The organism is Ravibacter arvi, assembly GCF_039540405.1.
Lineage (GTDB): Bacteria > Bacteroidota > Bacteroidia > Cytophagales > Spirosomataceae > Ravibacter > Ravibacter arvi.
In genome coordinates, this window is the sequence record NZ_BAABEY010000008.1 from 15,961 (window position 1) to 32,608 (window position 16,648).

A 16,648-nucleotide genomic window follows, 5' to 3' on the forward strand; every position below is an offset into this window, starting at 1 on the left:
GCGGTTTAAGTGTTATATCAGTGTTTGGCCCACCAAAGCGGCGTAGAGGTCGCGTCCGCGCCACCCAGGTGCTGGAGCGCCTGATTGTAACCGGTATTGTTGCTCGCCGGAATGCTGGACGGGTACTTGATCCGCTGTGGGAAAAACTTCACATCGCTGGTCATGTAGTTGCTTGCATTAAGCGCAGGCAAATTCACAAGCGGGTTTTCTACAGCCGGGTTGTCAAAGAACGGCAATCCAAGGCGGCGTTGGTCATTCCACGACTCAAGCGGGAGCCACGGTGTCTGCGCGATGAATTTTTGCGTGATGATCTTCGTAAGGTGATCGTTTCTGACGGTACCGTTTTTGTACAGATCGTTTTTCGGGTATGTTTTCTCAACCGTACCTGCCGCATTGGTATATCCGTTCACAAATGTTGCCGAATAGGTAGCGGGCGGTTCAGCCACGTGGTCCCAGTTTACGGAAGTACCCACCTTGTTGTAATCTTTAGAAGCTTTGTACTGTGTGGCGAAACCAGAGACTCCCCAGTAGGTAAAGCTGGCGTCGATACCTGCTTCGTAAGCTGCTTTGCCGCTCATGGGTGTTGTCCACCCTCTTTCTGCACCTTCTGCCAGCAGGAAGTAGGTTTCCCAGGGAGCGAAGAAAATACGCTTGCTGCCGCTGGCGCGGAACTGCTGACCGTGGCGTGGTATGGCGCCGTTGAACGAGCGAAGGTTATTTTTGGCTCCTTTCGCCCCCCAGTCGCCATAGCTCGGGGCATTCCAGTGGTATTTCGCATTGATTTTTTTGACCTCTTTGCCTGCAGCATCTACCAAAGTCCGCTCGGTTGTCTTGGCGGTTTCGTCCCAGGAGGGATAGGCGTTGAAATCGCTGTTGGTGATGTCTCCGGGAATAATGTAGGTTTTGTAGGCCCGGGGATCGATGCTGTATGGGAGGCCGTCGAGCCAGTAACCTGCCGAAGGGTCGTTGGTCATTGTTGTGAAATGATCTTCAAGCTTCAGTCCGAGGTAATTTTGCGGTTTTACAAAGGGAACCTGATCTGCTTTTACCTGGTCGACAGATTTAATACCGCCGAGACCGAGGTAGAGATTGTTGATGGTCGACGAAATCTGGAAGTAGTTCCACTCACGGCTCATTACGCCTGTCAGGGCGTCCCAGCCTGGTTTTTCCTGGACCTGGAAAGTTTCGGCGGAAGTAGTCAGCAGCGGCAATGCGGCGGCTGCTTCGAATTCAGCCTTAGCCTTCGCAGCATCCACCTCGGAAAGGCGCATCGCCAGCCGCAGCCGCAGAGAATTTGCATACTTCTGCCACTTCACATAGTCATAGCCATAAGCCTGGTCGAATTTCGCAATGGCCGTGCTGGAAATTTTGGTGTCCAGCTTTGAGGACGCGTCCTTCAGCTCGTCCAAAAGGAAGTAGTACACGGTTTTAACGTCACTAAACTCCGGGTTTTTACCTTGGAAACCATTGATGGGGATGGGGCCGAAAGTGTCAGCGAGCTCGCTGAGCAGGTAGGCACGCCAGATACGCGCAACTTGCAACAGGTTGTTGGTGTATTCCTTGACGTTACCGGTTTTGATCTGGTTTTCTGCTACGGCAATCCCGGAATAGATGCTGTTTAGCCATCCCCCCATGTAACTCATACCGTAGTAGTCGGCCGACCAGCCGTCATTGTAGCCGCCGGTTGCGATCCCGCCGCCAACTTGCTGGCGCCCTGCCGTTTTCCAGTACAGAACAAAAATCCGTTCTGCAATATGCGGGTCCATTTGGGAATTGATGATCGAGCCGTTAATAAAGTATTCGACCTGTACCTGGTTTTCCGTAGCCATGTACGGATCGGCATTTATTTCGTCGAAATCGTTGCAGGCAGTCGTAGTAAGGAGGAGCGCAAATGCTGGAAAGACGATCCTTTTAAAAACTGATTTCATAATGATGCTATGTCTTTTATGACGAATAATATCTTGATTAGAAGCCTAATGTGAGCGAGAAGAGGAAAGACCGCATGGTGGGGAAGCCGCCATTTTCGAATCCTACAGCGTTGGTGCCGGTGGCAAAAACTGATTCGGGGTCAATGCCGTTCAGGTGGCTCTTGATCATCCAGACGTTGTTGCAGGATGCAGACACCCTTGCGGTCTGGAATACCTTCCCGAGCATTTGCTTGGGCAGGCCGTAGCTCAGCATCACGTTCCGCAAACGTACGTTGCTTGCGTTGTACAGGTAGGCCTCACCAACCCCGAGGTTGTTAAGCGTCGCTACGCGCGTCCAGTATTTTTGCTGGGTGGTCATTTCGCTATTGGCTTCATAGCCGCCGCCGTCTGCCGCCACAACGCCATCTACTACGAGGTCCGGTCTTTCTCCGCCCGGGGCCGTTACTTTCGCTGTACCCGCAGACTGAAGGCCTACCTGGCTACCCGAGAATATGTGACCGCCGATACGCGCGTCAACCAGGAAGGAAAAGCCGATGCCTTTATAGCTGAAGCTGTTGGTAATACCCAGCAAGCCTTTTGCCTGCTGGTTGCCCAGCTTAACAATTTCAGCATCACGTTGAGGTAATCCGTCACCGTCAAGGAGCAGCTTTCCGAAATGGGGGCTCGCTTCGTCTTTCACCCGTAGGAAACGGGTCCCGTAAATATCGCCATACAAGCCGCCCGCTGCTGCGCGGATAAACAAGTCATCAAATGCACCCAGCTGGTATTCATCTACACCCTGGTCTGTCGCGATGTCGATGATTTTGTTTTCATTGCGTGAGAAGTTAGCGCTCAGGTTCCAGGTAAGCGAGCTGGGAGCGGTGAGGATCCCGACGTTGGCTACTATTTCAAATCCTTTGTTCTGTATGTTGCCGGCGTTAATTTTCATAGTGGAATAACCACTCAAAGGATCCATCGGGATGTCGATCAGCTGCCGGGTAGCATTAGATTTGTACCAGGTCAGGTCTAAACCCAGGCGGTTGTTGAAAAAACGGAATTCTCCGCCGAACTCCAGGTTTTTGATCAGCTCGCTTCTGACGCCAGAATTTTTAAGCAGGGATTGACGTTCAGCGATGGTATTGCTGAGCGGGTCTTTCTTGATGTTATAGCCATTGAACAACTGGTAAGGAGCCAGGTCGTTACCCACGGTTGCATAGGAAGCCCGGAGTTTTGCGTAGCTCCACCAGGTGGGGAGGCTTGATCCGTTGGCTTCCAGCATATCCGAAAGCACGTAGGAAAGGCTGAAAGACGGGTAGAAGTAAGAACGGTTTGCCTCGATCAGCGCCGATGACCAGTCATTTCTGGCGGTTACGTCAAGGAAAATCCAGCCGCCGTAGTTAATGCCCAGAGAGCCGTACAGCGAGTTAATTTTTTTGCGGCTGAACGCAGGTGAAATGGTAGCAACACCTGCTGCGTTGGTGGGGGAGAACAGGTTGGGCACCTCGAGCGCGCCGGTATTGACACTCAGCGAATTGTATTTTTGCTCCATCAGGTTTCCTCCCAGCGTGAAACTACCGCCGAATTCACCGAAAACGTTGTCACGCTGACCTTTTAGCAATGCCGAGTAATTGACCTCGCTGAAGGTTTGTTTTCCTGTAGCATAGGAATTGGTCAGCGGGCTGCCGGCGTAAGTTTTATTTTCAGTAGTGGTAGCGTACAAATCACCACCGGCTCTTACTTCAAGGTCGAGCCAGTCTGTAAAAGCGTACTTCAATGACCCGTTCATGATAAACCGGTTGCGGGAATCCCTGTTGAGGTTGTTTTGATACAGCCAGTAAGGGTTGGTTTGCGGGCCGGGGGCGCCGGGGTACCAGAGCATCTTGCCGAACTGGTTGGTTGCAGCTTCAAAGTCGGTAATGTCCAGGCTCCTGGGCAGGCGGTAGAGTACATAGACACTGCTATTGTCGCGTCCATTGATAGGGCGGTTGAAGCCGGATGTATTGTTGTACGACATTTTGACGTCGCTGGTCCAGCGGTTCTCCTTTCCGAAGCGGGTGGTAGCCCTGGTGCTGAAGTTGACGCGGTTCAGCTTGTTGCCCGGGATTATGCTGCGGTCGCTCAGGTAGTTGAAAGAAGAGTAGATCGAGGTAGAGCCGAACTGTTGCTGCAGAGCCAGGTTGTAGATCTGGTTGGAACCTTTCCTGAGGAATGAATTCAGGTTATCATGGATGGTAAGGGGGGAATCAGTGCCGTCCCATTTTTTCACGCTTTGACCGGTTGCTTTTGGTCCCCAGCTAAGGTCGCTGGTAGCGTTAAATACGTTGTCGGTACCCTGGCCGAAGCTGTTCTGCAGCTCGGGCCTGATAAAGATGTCTTCTACACCCTGGGTGGTTGAGAACGTGATGCCAAGCCCGGGCTGGGTCCGTCCGGATTTGGTGGTGATCAGGATCACACCGTTTCCTGCGCGGGAACCGTAAAGGGCCGCAGCAGAGGGGCCTTTCAGTACGCTCATGCTTTCAATGTCATCGGCGCTGATATCGCCCAGACCGCTACCCATGTCAAGGCCTGCGCCCCAGTAACCGTTTTCGGTGGTGCCGGTGAAGTTGTCAATCGGGATTCCGTCCACGACAATCAATGGCTGGTTGGATCCGGTAAGCGAGTTATTTCCCCGCAATACAATTTTGGAGGAACCTCCGGCGCCGTTGCTGGACCTCACTACCTGGAGACCCGCCACTTTCCCTGTGAAAGCGTTGGCGAGGTTGGTCTCTTTGGCTTCCGAGAGGACTGCGCCTTTTACCTCCTGGATGGCATAACCGAGCGATTTTTTCTCGCGCTGGATACCGAGGGCGGTTACTACGACTTCGCTCAGCTGGGCGGCGTTTTCTGCCAGTGCAATATCAATAGTGGTACGGTTGCCCACTGTTTCTTCAACCGTGGTGAACCCGATAAATGAGAATACGAGTGTATTGGTGGCGGCCGCGTTTATGGAGTATTCACCGTTTGCGTCGGTGGCCGTACCCACGGAACTGCCTTTCACCAATACTGAAACGCCGGGGAGGGGGCTGCCGTCGACACCGGAGGTGACTTTCCCCCGTACAGCCTGTGAAAATGCATCCAGACTTCCGGTGAGGAAGAAAAACGCACAGAATAGTACAATTTGTCGCATAAAATACAGATAGTTGATAACGCTTGTTTAACTTAAAAAATGGGGCACTTTAAAAGAGTTGCGCGCGCAAGTAGTTTGCCGGCGAAAATAGCGATTGTCAGTTTTTCCGGTCCTGTCATGCCGGGAGAGTGGTCCTATACTTTGGATGTGAGGAATGAGCTACGGGCCATAAGCAATTTGAAAGGCAGTACCGGTATTCTTAGAAATTGTTGATTGATGTTATAGCAAAAAAGCCTTTCAATGGTACTTATGGGCTAATTATTAACACAAAAGTAATAGTTTTTTAAAAAAAGGAAAATTAGTGCGCAAGATTTTTGAAAAAAATTTAAAAAATAAGACCGTGAACGTACCCGTTTGAAGGGGTGAGGTGTGAGCCGTGAGGTGTGAGGGCACAACTACCGGATGGCAAGGCTCACGCCTCACACCTCACCCCTCACCGCTCAAATCCCATAAAAAAAAGGGAAGCCCGACGGGCCTCCCTTTTTTTTATGGGATTTGAGCGGCTATACCGCAAAGCTTTCGCCGCAGCCGCAGGTACGGCTTGCGTTCGGATTAACGAAATGAAAGCCCTTCCCGTTCAGGCCGTCTGAAAAATCCAGTACGGTCCCTGCCAGGTAAAGCACGCTTTTTTTGTCGACGACAATCTTGATGCCCTTGTCCTCAAAAACCATGTCATTGGGTTTTGAATCTGTATCAAACTCGAGGTTGTACATCAAACCGGAGCATCCGCCGCCCACTACGCCCACGCGGATGTGGTGATCATTGGAATGACCTTCTTTTTCGCGCAAGGCGAGAATCTTATCTTTAGCTAGGTCTGTTACGGTTACCATCTGTTGAATTATTAGATCATTTGCCGGCAGGCTGTCTCCGGCCGGCTACCTACAGAAAACGACAAGCAAAAAGTTTAAGTTCAATATTTATCAAGTATGCGGGGGCCCTCCATGTTAATCCCCGACACGTAGGAGGTGCTGCTTATACCGGCCGACGCAAAAGTGTGCTTCATGGCTTTGCCAATCCGTTCGGCGTCGGCTGCCGACCGGGCCAGTGTGAACATGGAAGGACCGGCGCCGGAAATGCTGCAACCCAACGCACCGTTATCCAGTGCCGCCTGCTTTACTTCGTTAAACTCCGGGATCAGGATAGCCCGGACGGGTTCTATAATTACATCTACCATTGAACGGCTGATCAGGTTGTAATCCCCGGTCATCAGCCCGCTGATCAGACCTGCAACGTTACCCATCTGGGTAATGGCGTTTTTCAGGGAAACCTCGTTTCTGAGAATAAGCCGGGCATCTTTTGTGTTGACCTCAACGTCAGGGTGAACCAGGGTACAGTACAGTTCCCGGGGAACGCTGATGTTAAAAACATCCAAAGGGTTGTAGCTCCTGATGACGAGAAACCCTCCCAGCAGTGACGGGCCGACATTGTCAGCATGCGCAGCGCCTGCGGCCATCAGTTCACCCTGCATGGCAAACGGCAGTAACTCTTTGCGGGTCAGCGGGCTGCCCAGCATTTCATTCAGGGCCACTACGCCCGCAACCGAGCTGGCTGCGCTCGAGCCCATGCCGCTACCCAGCGCCATGTTCTTGTGGAGCACTACCGACGCACCGAAGTCGGTGATGTTGAGATGTGCCAGCAGGTGCAACATCACCACCGTCACGGCATTGCGGTTCGGATCTGTCGGCAGCCGGCCTTCATCTCCGTAAATGGCTTCAATGGTAATGCCCGGTTCCGGCTTGCGACGTATTTCCACCACGTCACCCGGGTGGTCTACTGCAAAACCGAAGATGTCAAATCCGCAGGCTACGTTGGCCACTGTAGCCGGCGCGAATACTTTAATATATTCCATTCTCAGAAAGTTCCGGGTCAGGTGAGGTAAAAGGTGGTTATTCTAAAAAACTGCTGACACTGATAATATCGGCAAAAACACGCGTTGCAGTAACTTCAGCACCGGCTCCCGGCCCCTTGATCACAAGTGGGGTATCCTTGTACCGTTCGGTAGTGAAGGAGATAATATTGTCGCTGCCGGACAGGTTATAGAAAGGATGCTGCCTGTCTACTACCCGCAGCTGCACCGACGCGTTCCCGTTCTCGAGCGAAGCAATGTACCGGAGGCGGCCGTCTGATTTTGCGGCATCGGCGAGCAGGTTGGCGAAATAGTCGTCGGAAATTTCCAGCTGGCGGAAAAACTCGTCCACAGAAGGCGCTTGCAGGCAATTATCGGGTAGCAATGGGGCAATTTTGATTGCTTCCGGCTCCAGCGGGACACCCACTTCACGGGCCAGGATCAAAATTTTACGCGCCACATCGAGGCCGCTCAGGTCGTCGCGGGGGTCTGGTTCGGTGTACCCTTTGGCCTTGGCATCGCGTACTGCGTCCGCAAAAGGCAGGTCGGGCCCGAAGCTGTTGAATATATAGGAGAGCGTTCCCGAAAGTATGGCTTCAATTTTGAGGAATTTGTCCCCGCTGGTAATGAGGCCGTCTATGGTGCTGATAATCGGCAGCCCGGCGCCTACGTTCGTTTCATAAAGGAATTTGACGCCATACTTCAACGCAGACTCCCTTAGCAGCTTGTAATCTGCGTAAGTGCCTGAATTGGCAACCTTATTGGGGGTTACAATAGAAATATGCGATTTCAGCAGCATGGGGTAATATTGTACAATCTCTTTGTCGGACGTACAATCAACAAAAACACTGTTGGGCAGGTTGAGCTCCTGGATGCGCTGCACAAAAGCCGGCAGGCTGGTTTTCACTCCATTCGCCTCCAGGGAGTCGCGCCAGGTTACCGGGGAAATTCCGTTGGTATCCAGGAGCATTTTCCTTGTATTCGAAAGCCCGATCACATTGATTTCAAGCAGCCGTTCTTCTTTGAGGTAGGCGGCCTGGCTGGCGATCTGGTTCAAGAGGGTGCTGCCGATAAGCCCCGCCCCAACGATAAAAACATTGAGCGACCGGGTTTCAGATTGGAAGAATACCCCGTGAATGGCATTCAACGCCTTGGAAAGGTCGTTTTTGCTGATGACGACGGAAATATTGAGCTCGGATGAACCCTGGGCCGTGGCGACTACGTTCACCCCGTTTTTCCCGAGAACCGAGAAAAGTTTCCCGGAAATTCCGGTGCTTCTGCGCATCCCTTCGCCTACTATCGCGATAATGGAGAGATTCTTCTGAATGGAAATGCTGTCGATCTGCGCGGCCGCGATTTCCTTTTCAAATGCGCGCTCCAGAACAACCTGGGCCCGTTGCGCGTCTTCCGGGTTAATGGCAAAACAGATGGAATGTTCGGAAGATGCCTGGGAAATCAGGATGACGCTGATGGAATTCTGGGAAAGAGCCGTGAAAAGGCGCGACGATACCCCGGCAACGCCGATCATGCCGCTTCCCTGGATGTCTACCAGTGCGATATCGTCAATAGACGAGATCCCGGTGATATCGAACGCCCGAGCCGGGGTGGACCTGCTCACCAAAGTGCCTTCAAAAGAAGGATTGAATGTGTTCAGGATTTTGATGGGGATGTTCCTCGTAAATGCGGGTTGCAGGCTGGGTGGATAAATTACTTTAGCCCCGAAATGAGAAAGTTCCATCGCTTCCGCATACGAGATGTCGGGGATGGTGAAGGCATTCGGAACTTTTCGCGGATCGGCGGTCATCATGCCGTCCACGTCGGTCCAGATTTCGATGACCGACGCCTGTAGCGCGGCGCCCAGGATAGATGCCGTATAATCGGAGCCGCCCCTTCCGAGCGTGGTGGTAATGCCGTCTTCGGTTTGCCCGATAAAGCCGGTTACGCACTGGATGGCATTCCGGTTTTCAAAGTATTCCTGGATATTGGCATTGGTCACGTTGAAATCAACATTGGCCATTCCGAAGTGGTGGTCGGTGCGGATGAGCGTTCTGGCGTCGCAGAAGTCGGCCGAGATGCCGGAGCTTGTAAGCACCGCCGCTATAATCCTGGTGGATAAGCGTTCCCCGAAGCTGACGGTAAGGTCAGAGGTGCGCTTTGAAAACTCACGAATTAATGAAACACCGCGCAAAAGGTCCGAAAGGTCGTTGAAGCCCGATTTGGTAAGCGCCAGAATGTTGCTTTGGGATTGAACCGGGATCAGTGACTTGATCAGCGCAAAATGTTTTGCCTCAATCGCGTCGAGCAGTTCTTTATAGGAATCATTACCTGCGGCGGCCATACGGCCGATTTCCAACAGTTTATTGGTGACACCGCCCATCGCCGAGAATACCAGCGCAAGGTGCTCGCCCTGTTTGATGTTCTTTTCAACAATACTGACGATATTCCTGATGTTCTCGGCCGAGGCTACCGAAGTGCCTCCGAATTTAAGTACTTTCATTGGTACAGAAAGGTTTGAGCTATGAGGTTTGAGCAATGAGGTGCCGGCTTTCGGGTAGGCACGGTTTGTGTGCCGGTTTCCCTAGCGCCTGGTACCTCATGGCAGTCCGTCGTTGCGGCTCATGGTAATTTCTTCTCAGCAGGCCATAGCTATACTGGTTCACAGCCTTGAATTGAGGCTGCAAATATAGCAATAGTGGCCGGAAGTGAGCTATGTCTTACCGCTCATACCTCACACCTTTTTTAAAACCTGAAAACCAGCCCCGCGCCGACGTTGAGTACGCCAACGGCTCTTTTTTCGCTGATATTCTGTGTTACCTCCATACCGCCAACGTTCCCGTGCAGGGCTATATTTTCAAAATTGGCATCGGCGGCGAGCGCATCGGCGAGCAAGCTCAGCTGAACCGATTTTCCAAGCGGAATCCTGAGGCTGGCGCCGCCTCCAAAGCCCCAGTTCTGCGCCTTGATCGGGAACATCTGCGCCACGATGGGGTTATTGCCGCTCTCTGAAGTACCGTTGAGTGTAATTTTGGGTGATGTAATGAACAATCTTCCCACCTGCGCGTGGGCCTCTATTTCCAACGGCCCGATGGGAATGTAAATGGCCGGGCCCAGCATAAGCGACGTCATTTTCCATCTTCCGCTTTCCGCCTGCCAGTTATAGGGGCCTGTTTCGCCGATAAGCGGACCGAAATTCATTACCAGCTCGTTCGCTTTGTTGATCACGGGCTCCGGGTTGGTGCGGTTAACGTTTTGAATGGCCGATAACCTTAGTCCGAATCCCGGAAAAAGCTTTTGTTCGAGGTTAAACTGGCCGAAATACCCGGCGTCGGCCATCCCCGCCTTCGGGTCGTCAAACGCCTTGCTGGCGAACTTACCGATGGGAAGACTGTAACCGCCGCCAAAAGTGACCGAGGTTTTTTTCACCTGGCTCCATTTCCGCGATTGTCCGAAGCTATTTTCAGGTGCGAGGACCAGCGTAAAAATGAAGCAGAAAAATAGGAAGAGATTGAAAATCCTGTGCATAGCTATATAGATTGTGTGTTAAATAGACGCGCAAACAGGGGGGTAAATTGTCTGCGCGTCTAAAAAATATGCAAATAAGGGTGGGGGTCAGCCGGCGTTTCCGTCCAGTCGTGCCAGCGCCTCTTCGATGGTCTGGATTTTGGATTCGGCATCCGCCTGCTTTTGCCTTTCTTTCTCCACCACCTCGGGGTTTGCGTTCTGAACAAATCTTTCGTTACCGAGTTTTTTCATCACCGCATTGAGGAACCCACGCGTGTATTCCAGGTCTTTGAGGAGATTGGTCCTCTCTTCTTCCGCATCTACTTCGCCTGCGAGGTCAACAAAGAACTCGTCAGATTTAATGAGGAACGAGACGCCCTCCAGGTTGCTTTCGCTGCAGGTAATTTCGCCGGTATTGGCTAGTTTCCTGATGATGGACCCAAGACGGGTGTAGAGTTCCGCTTTGTCGGTTTTTACGAAAAGCGGAAGTTCCACTTTCGGGCTGATGCCTTTGGCATTCCTGAGGTTCCGGAGTGATGAAACGACCTCAAAAAGGATTTCAAAATCATTCAAGATGCCGGTGTCAAAGGGTTGGGCAGCGGGGTAGGCGCTGATAGAAACCGAGGCATTTTCGGCTCTGTCGGCTACATTTTGCCATAGTTCCTCCGTAATGAAAGGCATAAACGGATGGGCAAGCCGCATCAGGCGGTCGAAGAAATCAAGGGTAGCCTGGTACGACTGCGCGTCGATCGGTTGTTCGAAAGCCGGCTTCACCATTTCCAGGTATTGAGCGCAGAAATCGTCCCAGATGAGGCTGTAAACGGATTTCAGGGCATCGGAAATACGGAATTTTTCGAAATGGTCCAGTATTTCGGCGGTAGCCTGGTTGAACCGCGCCTCAAACCAGTCGATCGCCAGTTGGTTATCACCCGGCCGGTCGCTCACGCTCCAGCCTTTTACCAGCCGGAAGGCATTCCAGATTTTGTTACAGAAATTCCGGCCCTGTTCGACCATTTTTTCGTCGTAGGGGAGGTCGTTACCGGCTGGTGAGCTGAAAAGCATCCCGGTCCGAACACTGTCGGCCCCGTACTGTTGGATGAGGTCGATAGGGTCCGGCGAATTGCCCAGTGATTTCGACATTTTCCGGCCTTGCTTGTCGCGGACGATACCGGTAAGGTATACGTTCCGGAAAGGGTACTGACCTTTGTATTCATACCCGGCAATGATCATCCTGGCGACCCAGAAGAACAGGATCTCCGGGGCGGTAACGAGGTCGTTGGTCGGGTAGTAATAGTTAATGTCCGGATTTTCGGGGTCTTTGAACCCGTCAAATACCGAGATCGGCCACAGCCAGGAGGAGAACCAGGTGTCGAGCACATCCGGGTCCTGCGTGAGGTCCTCTTCGGTAAGCGCAAAGAGCTGGAGTTCGTGCTGCGCCTTTCTGAGTGCCTCCCGTTTTGATTTGGCCACAATGACCGTTCCGTCCTGGAGGTAGTAGGCAGGAATGCGGTGCCCCCACCAAAGCTGGCGGCTGATGTTCCAGTCCCGGACATTTTCCATCCAGTGCTTGTAGGTATTTTTGAACTTTGGCGGGATGAGCCTTATCGTGTCGTTCATCACGTTCTCCAATGCCGGCTGGCTGAGCCGTTCCATTTTCAGGAACCATTGTTCGGAAAGCCTGGGTTCAATCACGGCGTCAGTACGCTCCGAGTGTCCCACGTTCGATTGGTACACGTCGGTTTTTACGAGCGCACCGGACTCTTCAAGGAGTTTGATAATTTTCTTCCGGGCTACGAAGCGGTCTTCGCCGACCAGGATCTGTGCTTTTTCATTGAGCGTGCCGTCTTCATTGAGCAGGTCAATGATTGGCAATCCGTGTCGTTTTCCCAGTTCGTAGTCGTTGGTATCGTGCGCGGGCGTTACTTTAAGACAGCCGGTGCCGAAGTCTTTGTCGACGTATTCGTCGGCAATGACCGGGATTTCCCGGTTAATGAGCGGCACCAGTACTTTTTGCCCGATAAGGTGCTGATAGCGCTCGTCGTGCGGGTTTACGCAGATGGCGACGTCGGCCATGATGGTTTCGGGCCTGGTAGTGGCGATGACCACCCCTTCACCGGCTTCCTCGTTGGCCGGTGCATAGCGCAGGTAAACCAGTTTCTGGGTTACTTCTTTGGTAATGACTTCCTCGTCAGAGACGGTGGTGCGCGCCTGGGGATCCCAGTTGACCATGCGGTGGCCGCGGTAGATATCGCCTTTTTCGTAGAGGTCAATGAAAACTTCGATAACGGAATCGTACAAGTCGGGCTCCATGGTGAAACGGGTCCGGTCCCAGTCGCAGGAGGCGCCTAATTTGCGCAGCTGCTGCAGGATAATGCCGCCGTATTTGTGGGTCCATTCCCAGCAATATTCCAGGAACTGGTCGCGGGTGAGATCGCTTTTTTTGATGCCTTTTTCCTTGAGCATCGCCACCACTTTGGCTTCGGTGGCAATAGAGGCGTGGTCGGTGCCCGGTACCCAGCAGGCTTCTTTGCCTTCCATACGGGCTTTGCGCACCAGGATGTCCTGGATAGTATTATTGAGCATATGCCCCATGTGCAGCACGCCGGTCACGTTGGGTGGCGGGATGACGATGGTATAGGGTTCTTTTTCGGGATTGGGTTTGGAGGCGAAATACCGGTTTTTGATCCAGTATTCGTACCATTTGTCCTCGATATCACCAGGGGCGTAAGTCTTCGAAATCATCTGTTTTTAGTCAATTTTCAATAGGGAGCGGCATCGTGGCGCCTGCAGCGGTGCAAAGATAGGAGATTTTGGGCGGTGAAGGGAGAAAACGTGAGGGTGGGGGAATGCGGGAGACTTTTAGAGGCGGGAGTATCGTGGGGCAATAGTTCAAATAATACTCAGTTGATGCGATGAGGGTAGTTGGAGACATTTGCTACCTTTAAGGTAACAGTAGAAATCAGTCCGAAATACATAGAAGTGTTTTGGCGTAAACTTTGCTCATAGCCAATACTATACCATGGTTAAATTTTTTTTAAGTGCTTTTTTGGGGATAATGTTTATCCTGTCGGGGTGTGCTAAAAGGGAGGTGGAAGCCGATACTGATCTCGATCCGGATTGTAACAGTGAAGATTACGAGGTATTGGAGAAGTTATCGAATGAAGTTGGAGAGATTGTACTGTTTATAGGTCCGCATAAAATGGAGCGTGTGAGGATTTTATATCGAGGTTCCAGACTTTTGGATCCCTGCAATCTGCCCGAAGGAATGCCTGTCGGTTCTAAGATTCGTTATTCGGGTATATGGTATAGCATTAAGAATACGGATCATCTGAATATGGATTTCCTCCCACTTGGGTTATCGAAAGTGGAAATTATTGACAGCGCTTCTGAAAAGTGATGTGCAGTGAGATTTTCTTTTGCCCTGGCCGACGAGAAATTGCCGGCCGGGGCGAGACCTATTCTAAAGAGGTCAATGGGCACTTTTGGGTCCATACGAAATAGTAAAAGCGTGGTCAGGCGTCGTGGCCACTTTATCCAGCTCGGTTAAAATATTTCGCAGCGTATCATATAGTTCAGTCCGTATCAGGATATCGTCAGGTATTGATCTGTCGTCACATTGGCATAGGCTATCCTGAAACATGTGCCAAAGCGAAGTCTGCAGCTCGGTGCACCGGGTAAACCGGATTAAGGTGTCAAATTCATGAGTGGCTTTTTCCAAGGCGCTGACGGTTTGGTAATCATGGAGCTTTTCCATAGTTTTGATTTGATTTAGTGGGCACAAGCCCGTTGAACATGCACCCCGGTTTGTTTTCCAGGCATGACGGGGTGTTTTTTTTTATTGACAAGAAATACACTGTCGTGAACAATGAACCAGAACGGTAAAAAATTAGTCCTTCTTTTTGAAGTCAGTGGGTATTCTTGTTTTGTCCACAAACTTTACACCGTCGATAATGACCAGATCAAATTTTCCTTCCCTGTACAGACGGTAAATGTAAGATGTAGAGTAACCATATTCCCGGCAAAAATTGTTTACCGTTTGTAAGTGCTCGTAGTTCACGGTTCTAAGTTCAGTATTGTGAACTATATTTCCAAATAAAGTATGTTTTTTTGTAAGAAGGATTCTTTTTTTTAGGTTGGCATCTGGATTTGTGCAGATTTCTTGCCGACGGGAGGGTGGAACGCTACTAATGACAAAGAGATGGTCAAGCAGCTGGATGAACTAGAGTTCTTACCGGCAGTCGAGAAGCAGGGCATATTCGAGACTTTAAACCCGGCACGCCGGGGTTTGTCAGTTACAAGGTAACTTTCTATTTTGCTATTAAATTCACTTGCTTTTATTAATATCATATGTTGTAGCGTTTGGCAACTGCATCTGCGGATATACATATAAGCGTTGGTGCTCCACCTCCATGAGAATCACTGTCCTCAAACTGTAATTCCCAGTACCTCTGGTCGTCTGGATCTTTATAAAGGTTTAACCAGCCACTCGTGTCTTTGGCAATCCATTTTAGGTGGTTTTTAATCAGCCATTCAATTCTCATAGAATTTGCGTCCTTTCTTATTTCATCATTTTCAAATAGCCATTTCCCTTTGATTATTTGCTCGTCAGCTAAGATCACCTTTTTCATTCAACTATTCGTTTTACAGCATCTTTTGGAACATTCTGATTAGGTATTACAAACTCTCGTGCACCTCCCGCAGTTCTTCCGCCACCTACAAAACCTGGATTTGATCTATTGATAGGGCTCGCTATCCCTTGTGGAGTAGCAAACTCGTATATTTGAAATCCACTCGTACTAGGAGGTATGGTTAATTTTTTAGAAATTTCTGCTGATCCTAAACCCTTAATATCCTGGGCTGCCGTAACGAAAACATCTGCAGAGCCTGGAGCCCCTAGTGTTTTAACATCTCCCGCTTCGACCGGAATAACTCTCGCCAGTTTACTTGGAACAGAATTGGTAACCTTACTCGATTTACCTATCATTCCGGCAGGTAAAACAGCTTGACCCATATTACCAAGCACTTTTCCGGAAGCTACAACAGGGTCATTTTTAAAATCTTGTTTAACTCCTTCTGCTATCCGTTGCCCGGTTTCCACAGGATGCATTACCGCATTTCCTATTGCTTTGGCCGATTCTATTGGATGACGGACTAAATTCCATAGCCCTGCTGCTGTGCTCTTAAAAGATTCGACTATACCCCTGGCTAATCTCCCATCATCTGCCACTACCATTTCTCCGCTACTTGGCGGGCAACCCGGGCAGTCTCCATTCGGGTCACTCCTTAAGATAGGATTATTCCATCCATACTGGTAAACCGAATAGTTTTCCTGTGTTTCCGTTACAGGATCCACCTGCATAAACCGGCCGATGGTGGGGTCATAGAACCGTCGCATCAGATCCATATACCCTGTCTCCGGCTGCTTTTCCCGATTCAGGAACTGGTACTTATTGACCGCATCGTTCCCTGTTTTGGGCACGGCGAGTCCGAAGGGAAAATACTCAGTTTCCTGCAAGATAGTACCTTCTTTGTTGATTACTGCACGTACGTTGCCTAAATGATCTTTGAGGTAGTAATTAGGGGTATAGGTATTGCCGTTTCCGGTGACGGCGATCTGCCCTTCTTCGGTGGCGATACGCGTGAGATAGTTGCTTTCATCATATTCAAACAGCCCGGCGTATTTGGTGTTGACAGCGCCGTTGGCCATGCGGAGCTTGTTTCCGTTTCCGTCGTAGTAATAGCCCAGGGTTTTGCCGCCAATACTGACGCTGCGCGGGAGGTTGAGGCGGTTATAAGCAATCGTTGCCCCCTTGTTCCCGTCGGAAGTAAGGTTTCCTCCGTCGTCGTACGCGTAAGCCGAGGAGCCATTTTTAACGCCATTGGCATTGCCGGCGTCGTTAATGGAGGTGAGGCGGTTGTCGGAGAGGAAGTACTCGAGGTTGTCCCAGGTTTCGGCGGCCTTGCCGCGCTGCAGTTTCTTCAGGTTACCGTTCTTGTCATACTCGGTCACTTTCTCCCAGATGCCGTTTGCCGCATCTGTATTAAGGGCCTCGGTGAGCCGGTTGACCCCGTCATATTTGAGCCTGTAGCCGTTCCAGGCACCGTCTTTCAGCCAAAGCATTTCGCCGATATTGCCGTTGTGCTGGGCTTCGGAAGCATTGGCATACCTGAGCTCCACGCCAAAATTGGTAGCGGCGCTGGTTTTGCCTTCCACTTTGCGGAGCCAGC

General features: G+C 51.1%; 11 protein-coding genes. 1 reads left to right on the forward strand and 10 read right to left on the reverse strand.

Going from position 1 to position 16,648, the window contains the following annotated elements; genetic code table 11:
* Positions 1-17: 17 nt before the first annotated feature.
* From ABD852_RS03895 to ABD852_RS03925, 7 genes are all read right to left on the reverse strand, one after another.
* Positions 18-1,928, reverse strand: coding sequence for a SusD/RagB family nutrient-binding outer membrane lipoprotein (locus tag ABD852_RS03895; RefSeq protein WP_345026707.1), 1,911 nt, complete (start codon positions 1,926-1,928; stop codon positions 18-20).
* A 37-nt stretch (positions 1,929-1,965) separates the two neighbouring features.
* Positions 1,966-5,073, reverse strand: a complete 3,108-nt coding sequence (locus ABD852_RS03900; RefSeq protein ID WP_345026708.1) for a SusC/RagA family TonB-linked outer membrane protein — start codon at positions 5,071-5,073, stop codon at positions 1,966-1,968.
* 503 nt (positions 5,074-5,576) lie between these two features.
* Complete coding sequence (locus tag ABD852_RS03905) at positions 5,577-5,903, reverse strand: HesB/IscA family protein (protein ID WP_345026709.1); 327 nt, start codon at positions 5,901-5,903, stop codon at positions 5,577-5,579.
* A gap of 80 nt (positions 5,904-5,983) precedes the next feature.
* Positions 5,984-6,922 (reverse strand): homoserine kinase, encoded by a 939-nt coding sequence (locus ABD852_RS03910; RefSeq protein WP_345026710.1) that lies wholly within the window; start codon positions 6,920-6,922, stop codon positions 5,984-5,986.
* 37 nt (positions 6,923-6,959) lie between these two features.
* Positions 6,960-9,416, reverse strand: a complete 2,457-nt coding sequence (gene thrA / locus ABD852_RS03915) for a bifunctional aspartate kinase/homoserine dehydrogenase I (RefSeq protein WP_345026711.1) — start codon at positions 9,414-9,416, stop codon at positions 6,960-6,962.
* 242 nt (positions 9,417-9,658) lie between these two features.
* Entirely contained in the window at positions 9,659-10,441 is a 783-nt protein-coding gene (locus tag ABD852_RS03920; protein ID WP_345026712.1) for a hypothetical protein, read from the reverse strand.
* Positions 10,442-10,528: 87 nt separating this feature from the next.
* The gene (locus ABD852_RS03925; RefSeq protein ID WP_345026713.1) at positions 10,529-13,162 is read right to left on the reverse strand and encodes a valine--tRNA ligase; all 2,634 of its coding nucleotides are present in this window, start codon (positions 13,160-13,162) and stop codon (positions 10,529-10,531) included.
* 277 nt (positions 13,163-13,439) lie between these two features.
* On the opposite strand from ABD852_RS03925, the gene ABD852_RS03930 reads away from it, so the two are divergent.
* Positions 13,440-13,817 carry a hypothetical protein gene (locus ABD852_RS03930; RefSeq protein WP_345026714.1) on the forward strand — a complete coding sequence of 126 codons (378 nt, stop codon included), beginning with the start codon at positions 13,440-13,442 and terminating at the stop codon, positions 13,815-13,817.
* 72 nt (positions 13,818-13,889) lie between these two features.
* Here ABD852_RS03930 and ABD852_RS03935 read toward each other — a convergent pair whose 3' ends face one another.
* The 3 genes from ABD852_RS03935 to ABD852_RS03945 all read right to left on the reverse strand — a co-directional run.
* Entirely contained in the window at positions 13,890-14,174 is a 285-nt protein-coding gene (locus ABD852_RS03935; protein WP_345026715.1) for a hypothetical protein, read from the reverse strand.
* A gap of 589 nt (positions 14,175-14,763) precedes the next feature.
* Positions 14,764-15,048 (reverse strand): Imm27 family immunity protein, encoded by a 285-nt coding sequence (locus ABD852_RS03940; protein WP_345026716.1) that lies wholly within the window; start codon positions 15,046-15,048, stop codon positions 14,764-14,766.
* A partial coding sequence (locus tag ABD852_RS03945) for a polymorphic toxin type 10 domain-containing protein (RefSeq protein ID WP_345026717.1) occupies positions 15,045-16,648 on the reverse strand: 1,604 nt, incomplete at its 5' end. The genes ABD852_RS03940 and ABD852_RS03945, both read right to left, overlap by 4 nt.

Excerpts from the sequence above, each read along its gene's own strand:
- ABD852_RS03895 (WP_345026707.1), bottom strand. The coding sequence starts at position 1,928 with ATGAAATCAGTTTTTAAAAGGATCGTCTTTCCAGCATTTGCGCTCCTC.
- ABD852_RS03900 (WP_345026708.1), bottom strand. The coding sequence starts at position 5,073 with ATGCGACAAATTGTACTATTCTGTGCGTTTTTCTTCCTCACCGGAAGT.
- ABD852_RS03905 (WP_345026709.1), bottom strand. The coding sequence starts at position 5,903 with ATGGTAACCGTAACAGACCTAGCTAAAGATAAGATTCTCGCCTTGCGC.
- ABD852_RS03910 (WP_345026710.1), bottom strand. The coding sequence starts at position 6,922 with ATGGAATATATTAAAGTATTCGCGCCGGCTACAGTGGCCAACGTAGCC.
- thrA (WP_345026711.1), bottom strand. The coding sequence starts at position 9,416 with ATGAAAGTACTTAAATTCGGAGGCACTTCGGTAGCCTCGGCCGAGAAC.
- ABD852_RS03920 (WP_345026712.1), bottom strand. The coding sequence starts at position 10,441 with ATGCACAGGATTTTCAATCTCTTCCTATTTTTCTGCTTCATTTTTACG.
- ABD852_RS03925 (WP_345026713.1), bottom strand. The coding sequence starts at position 13,162 with ATGATTTCGAAGACTTACGCCCCTGGTGATATCGAGGACAAATGGTAC.
- ABD852_RS03930 (WP_345026714.1), top strand. The coding sequence starts at position 13,440 with ATGGTTAAATTTTTTTTAAGTGCTTTTTTGGGGATAATGTTTATCCTG.
- ABD852_RS03935 (WP_345026715.1), bottom strand. The coding sequence starts at position 14,174 with ATGGAAAAGCTCCATGATTACCAAACCGTCAGCGCCTTGGAAAAAGCC.
- ABD852_RS03940 (WP_345026716.1), bottom strand. The coding sequence starts at position 15,048 with ATGAAAAAGGTGATCTTAGCTGACGAGCAAATAATCAAAGGGAAATGG.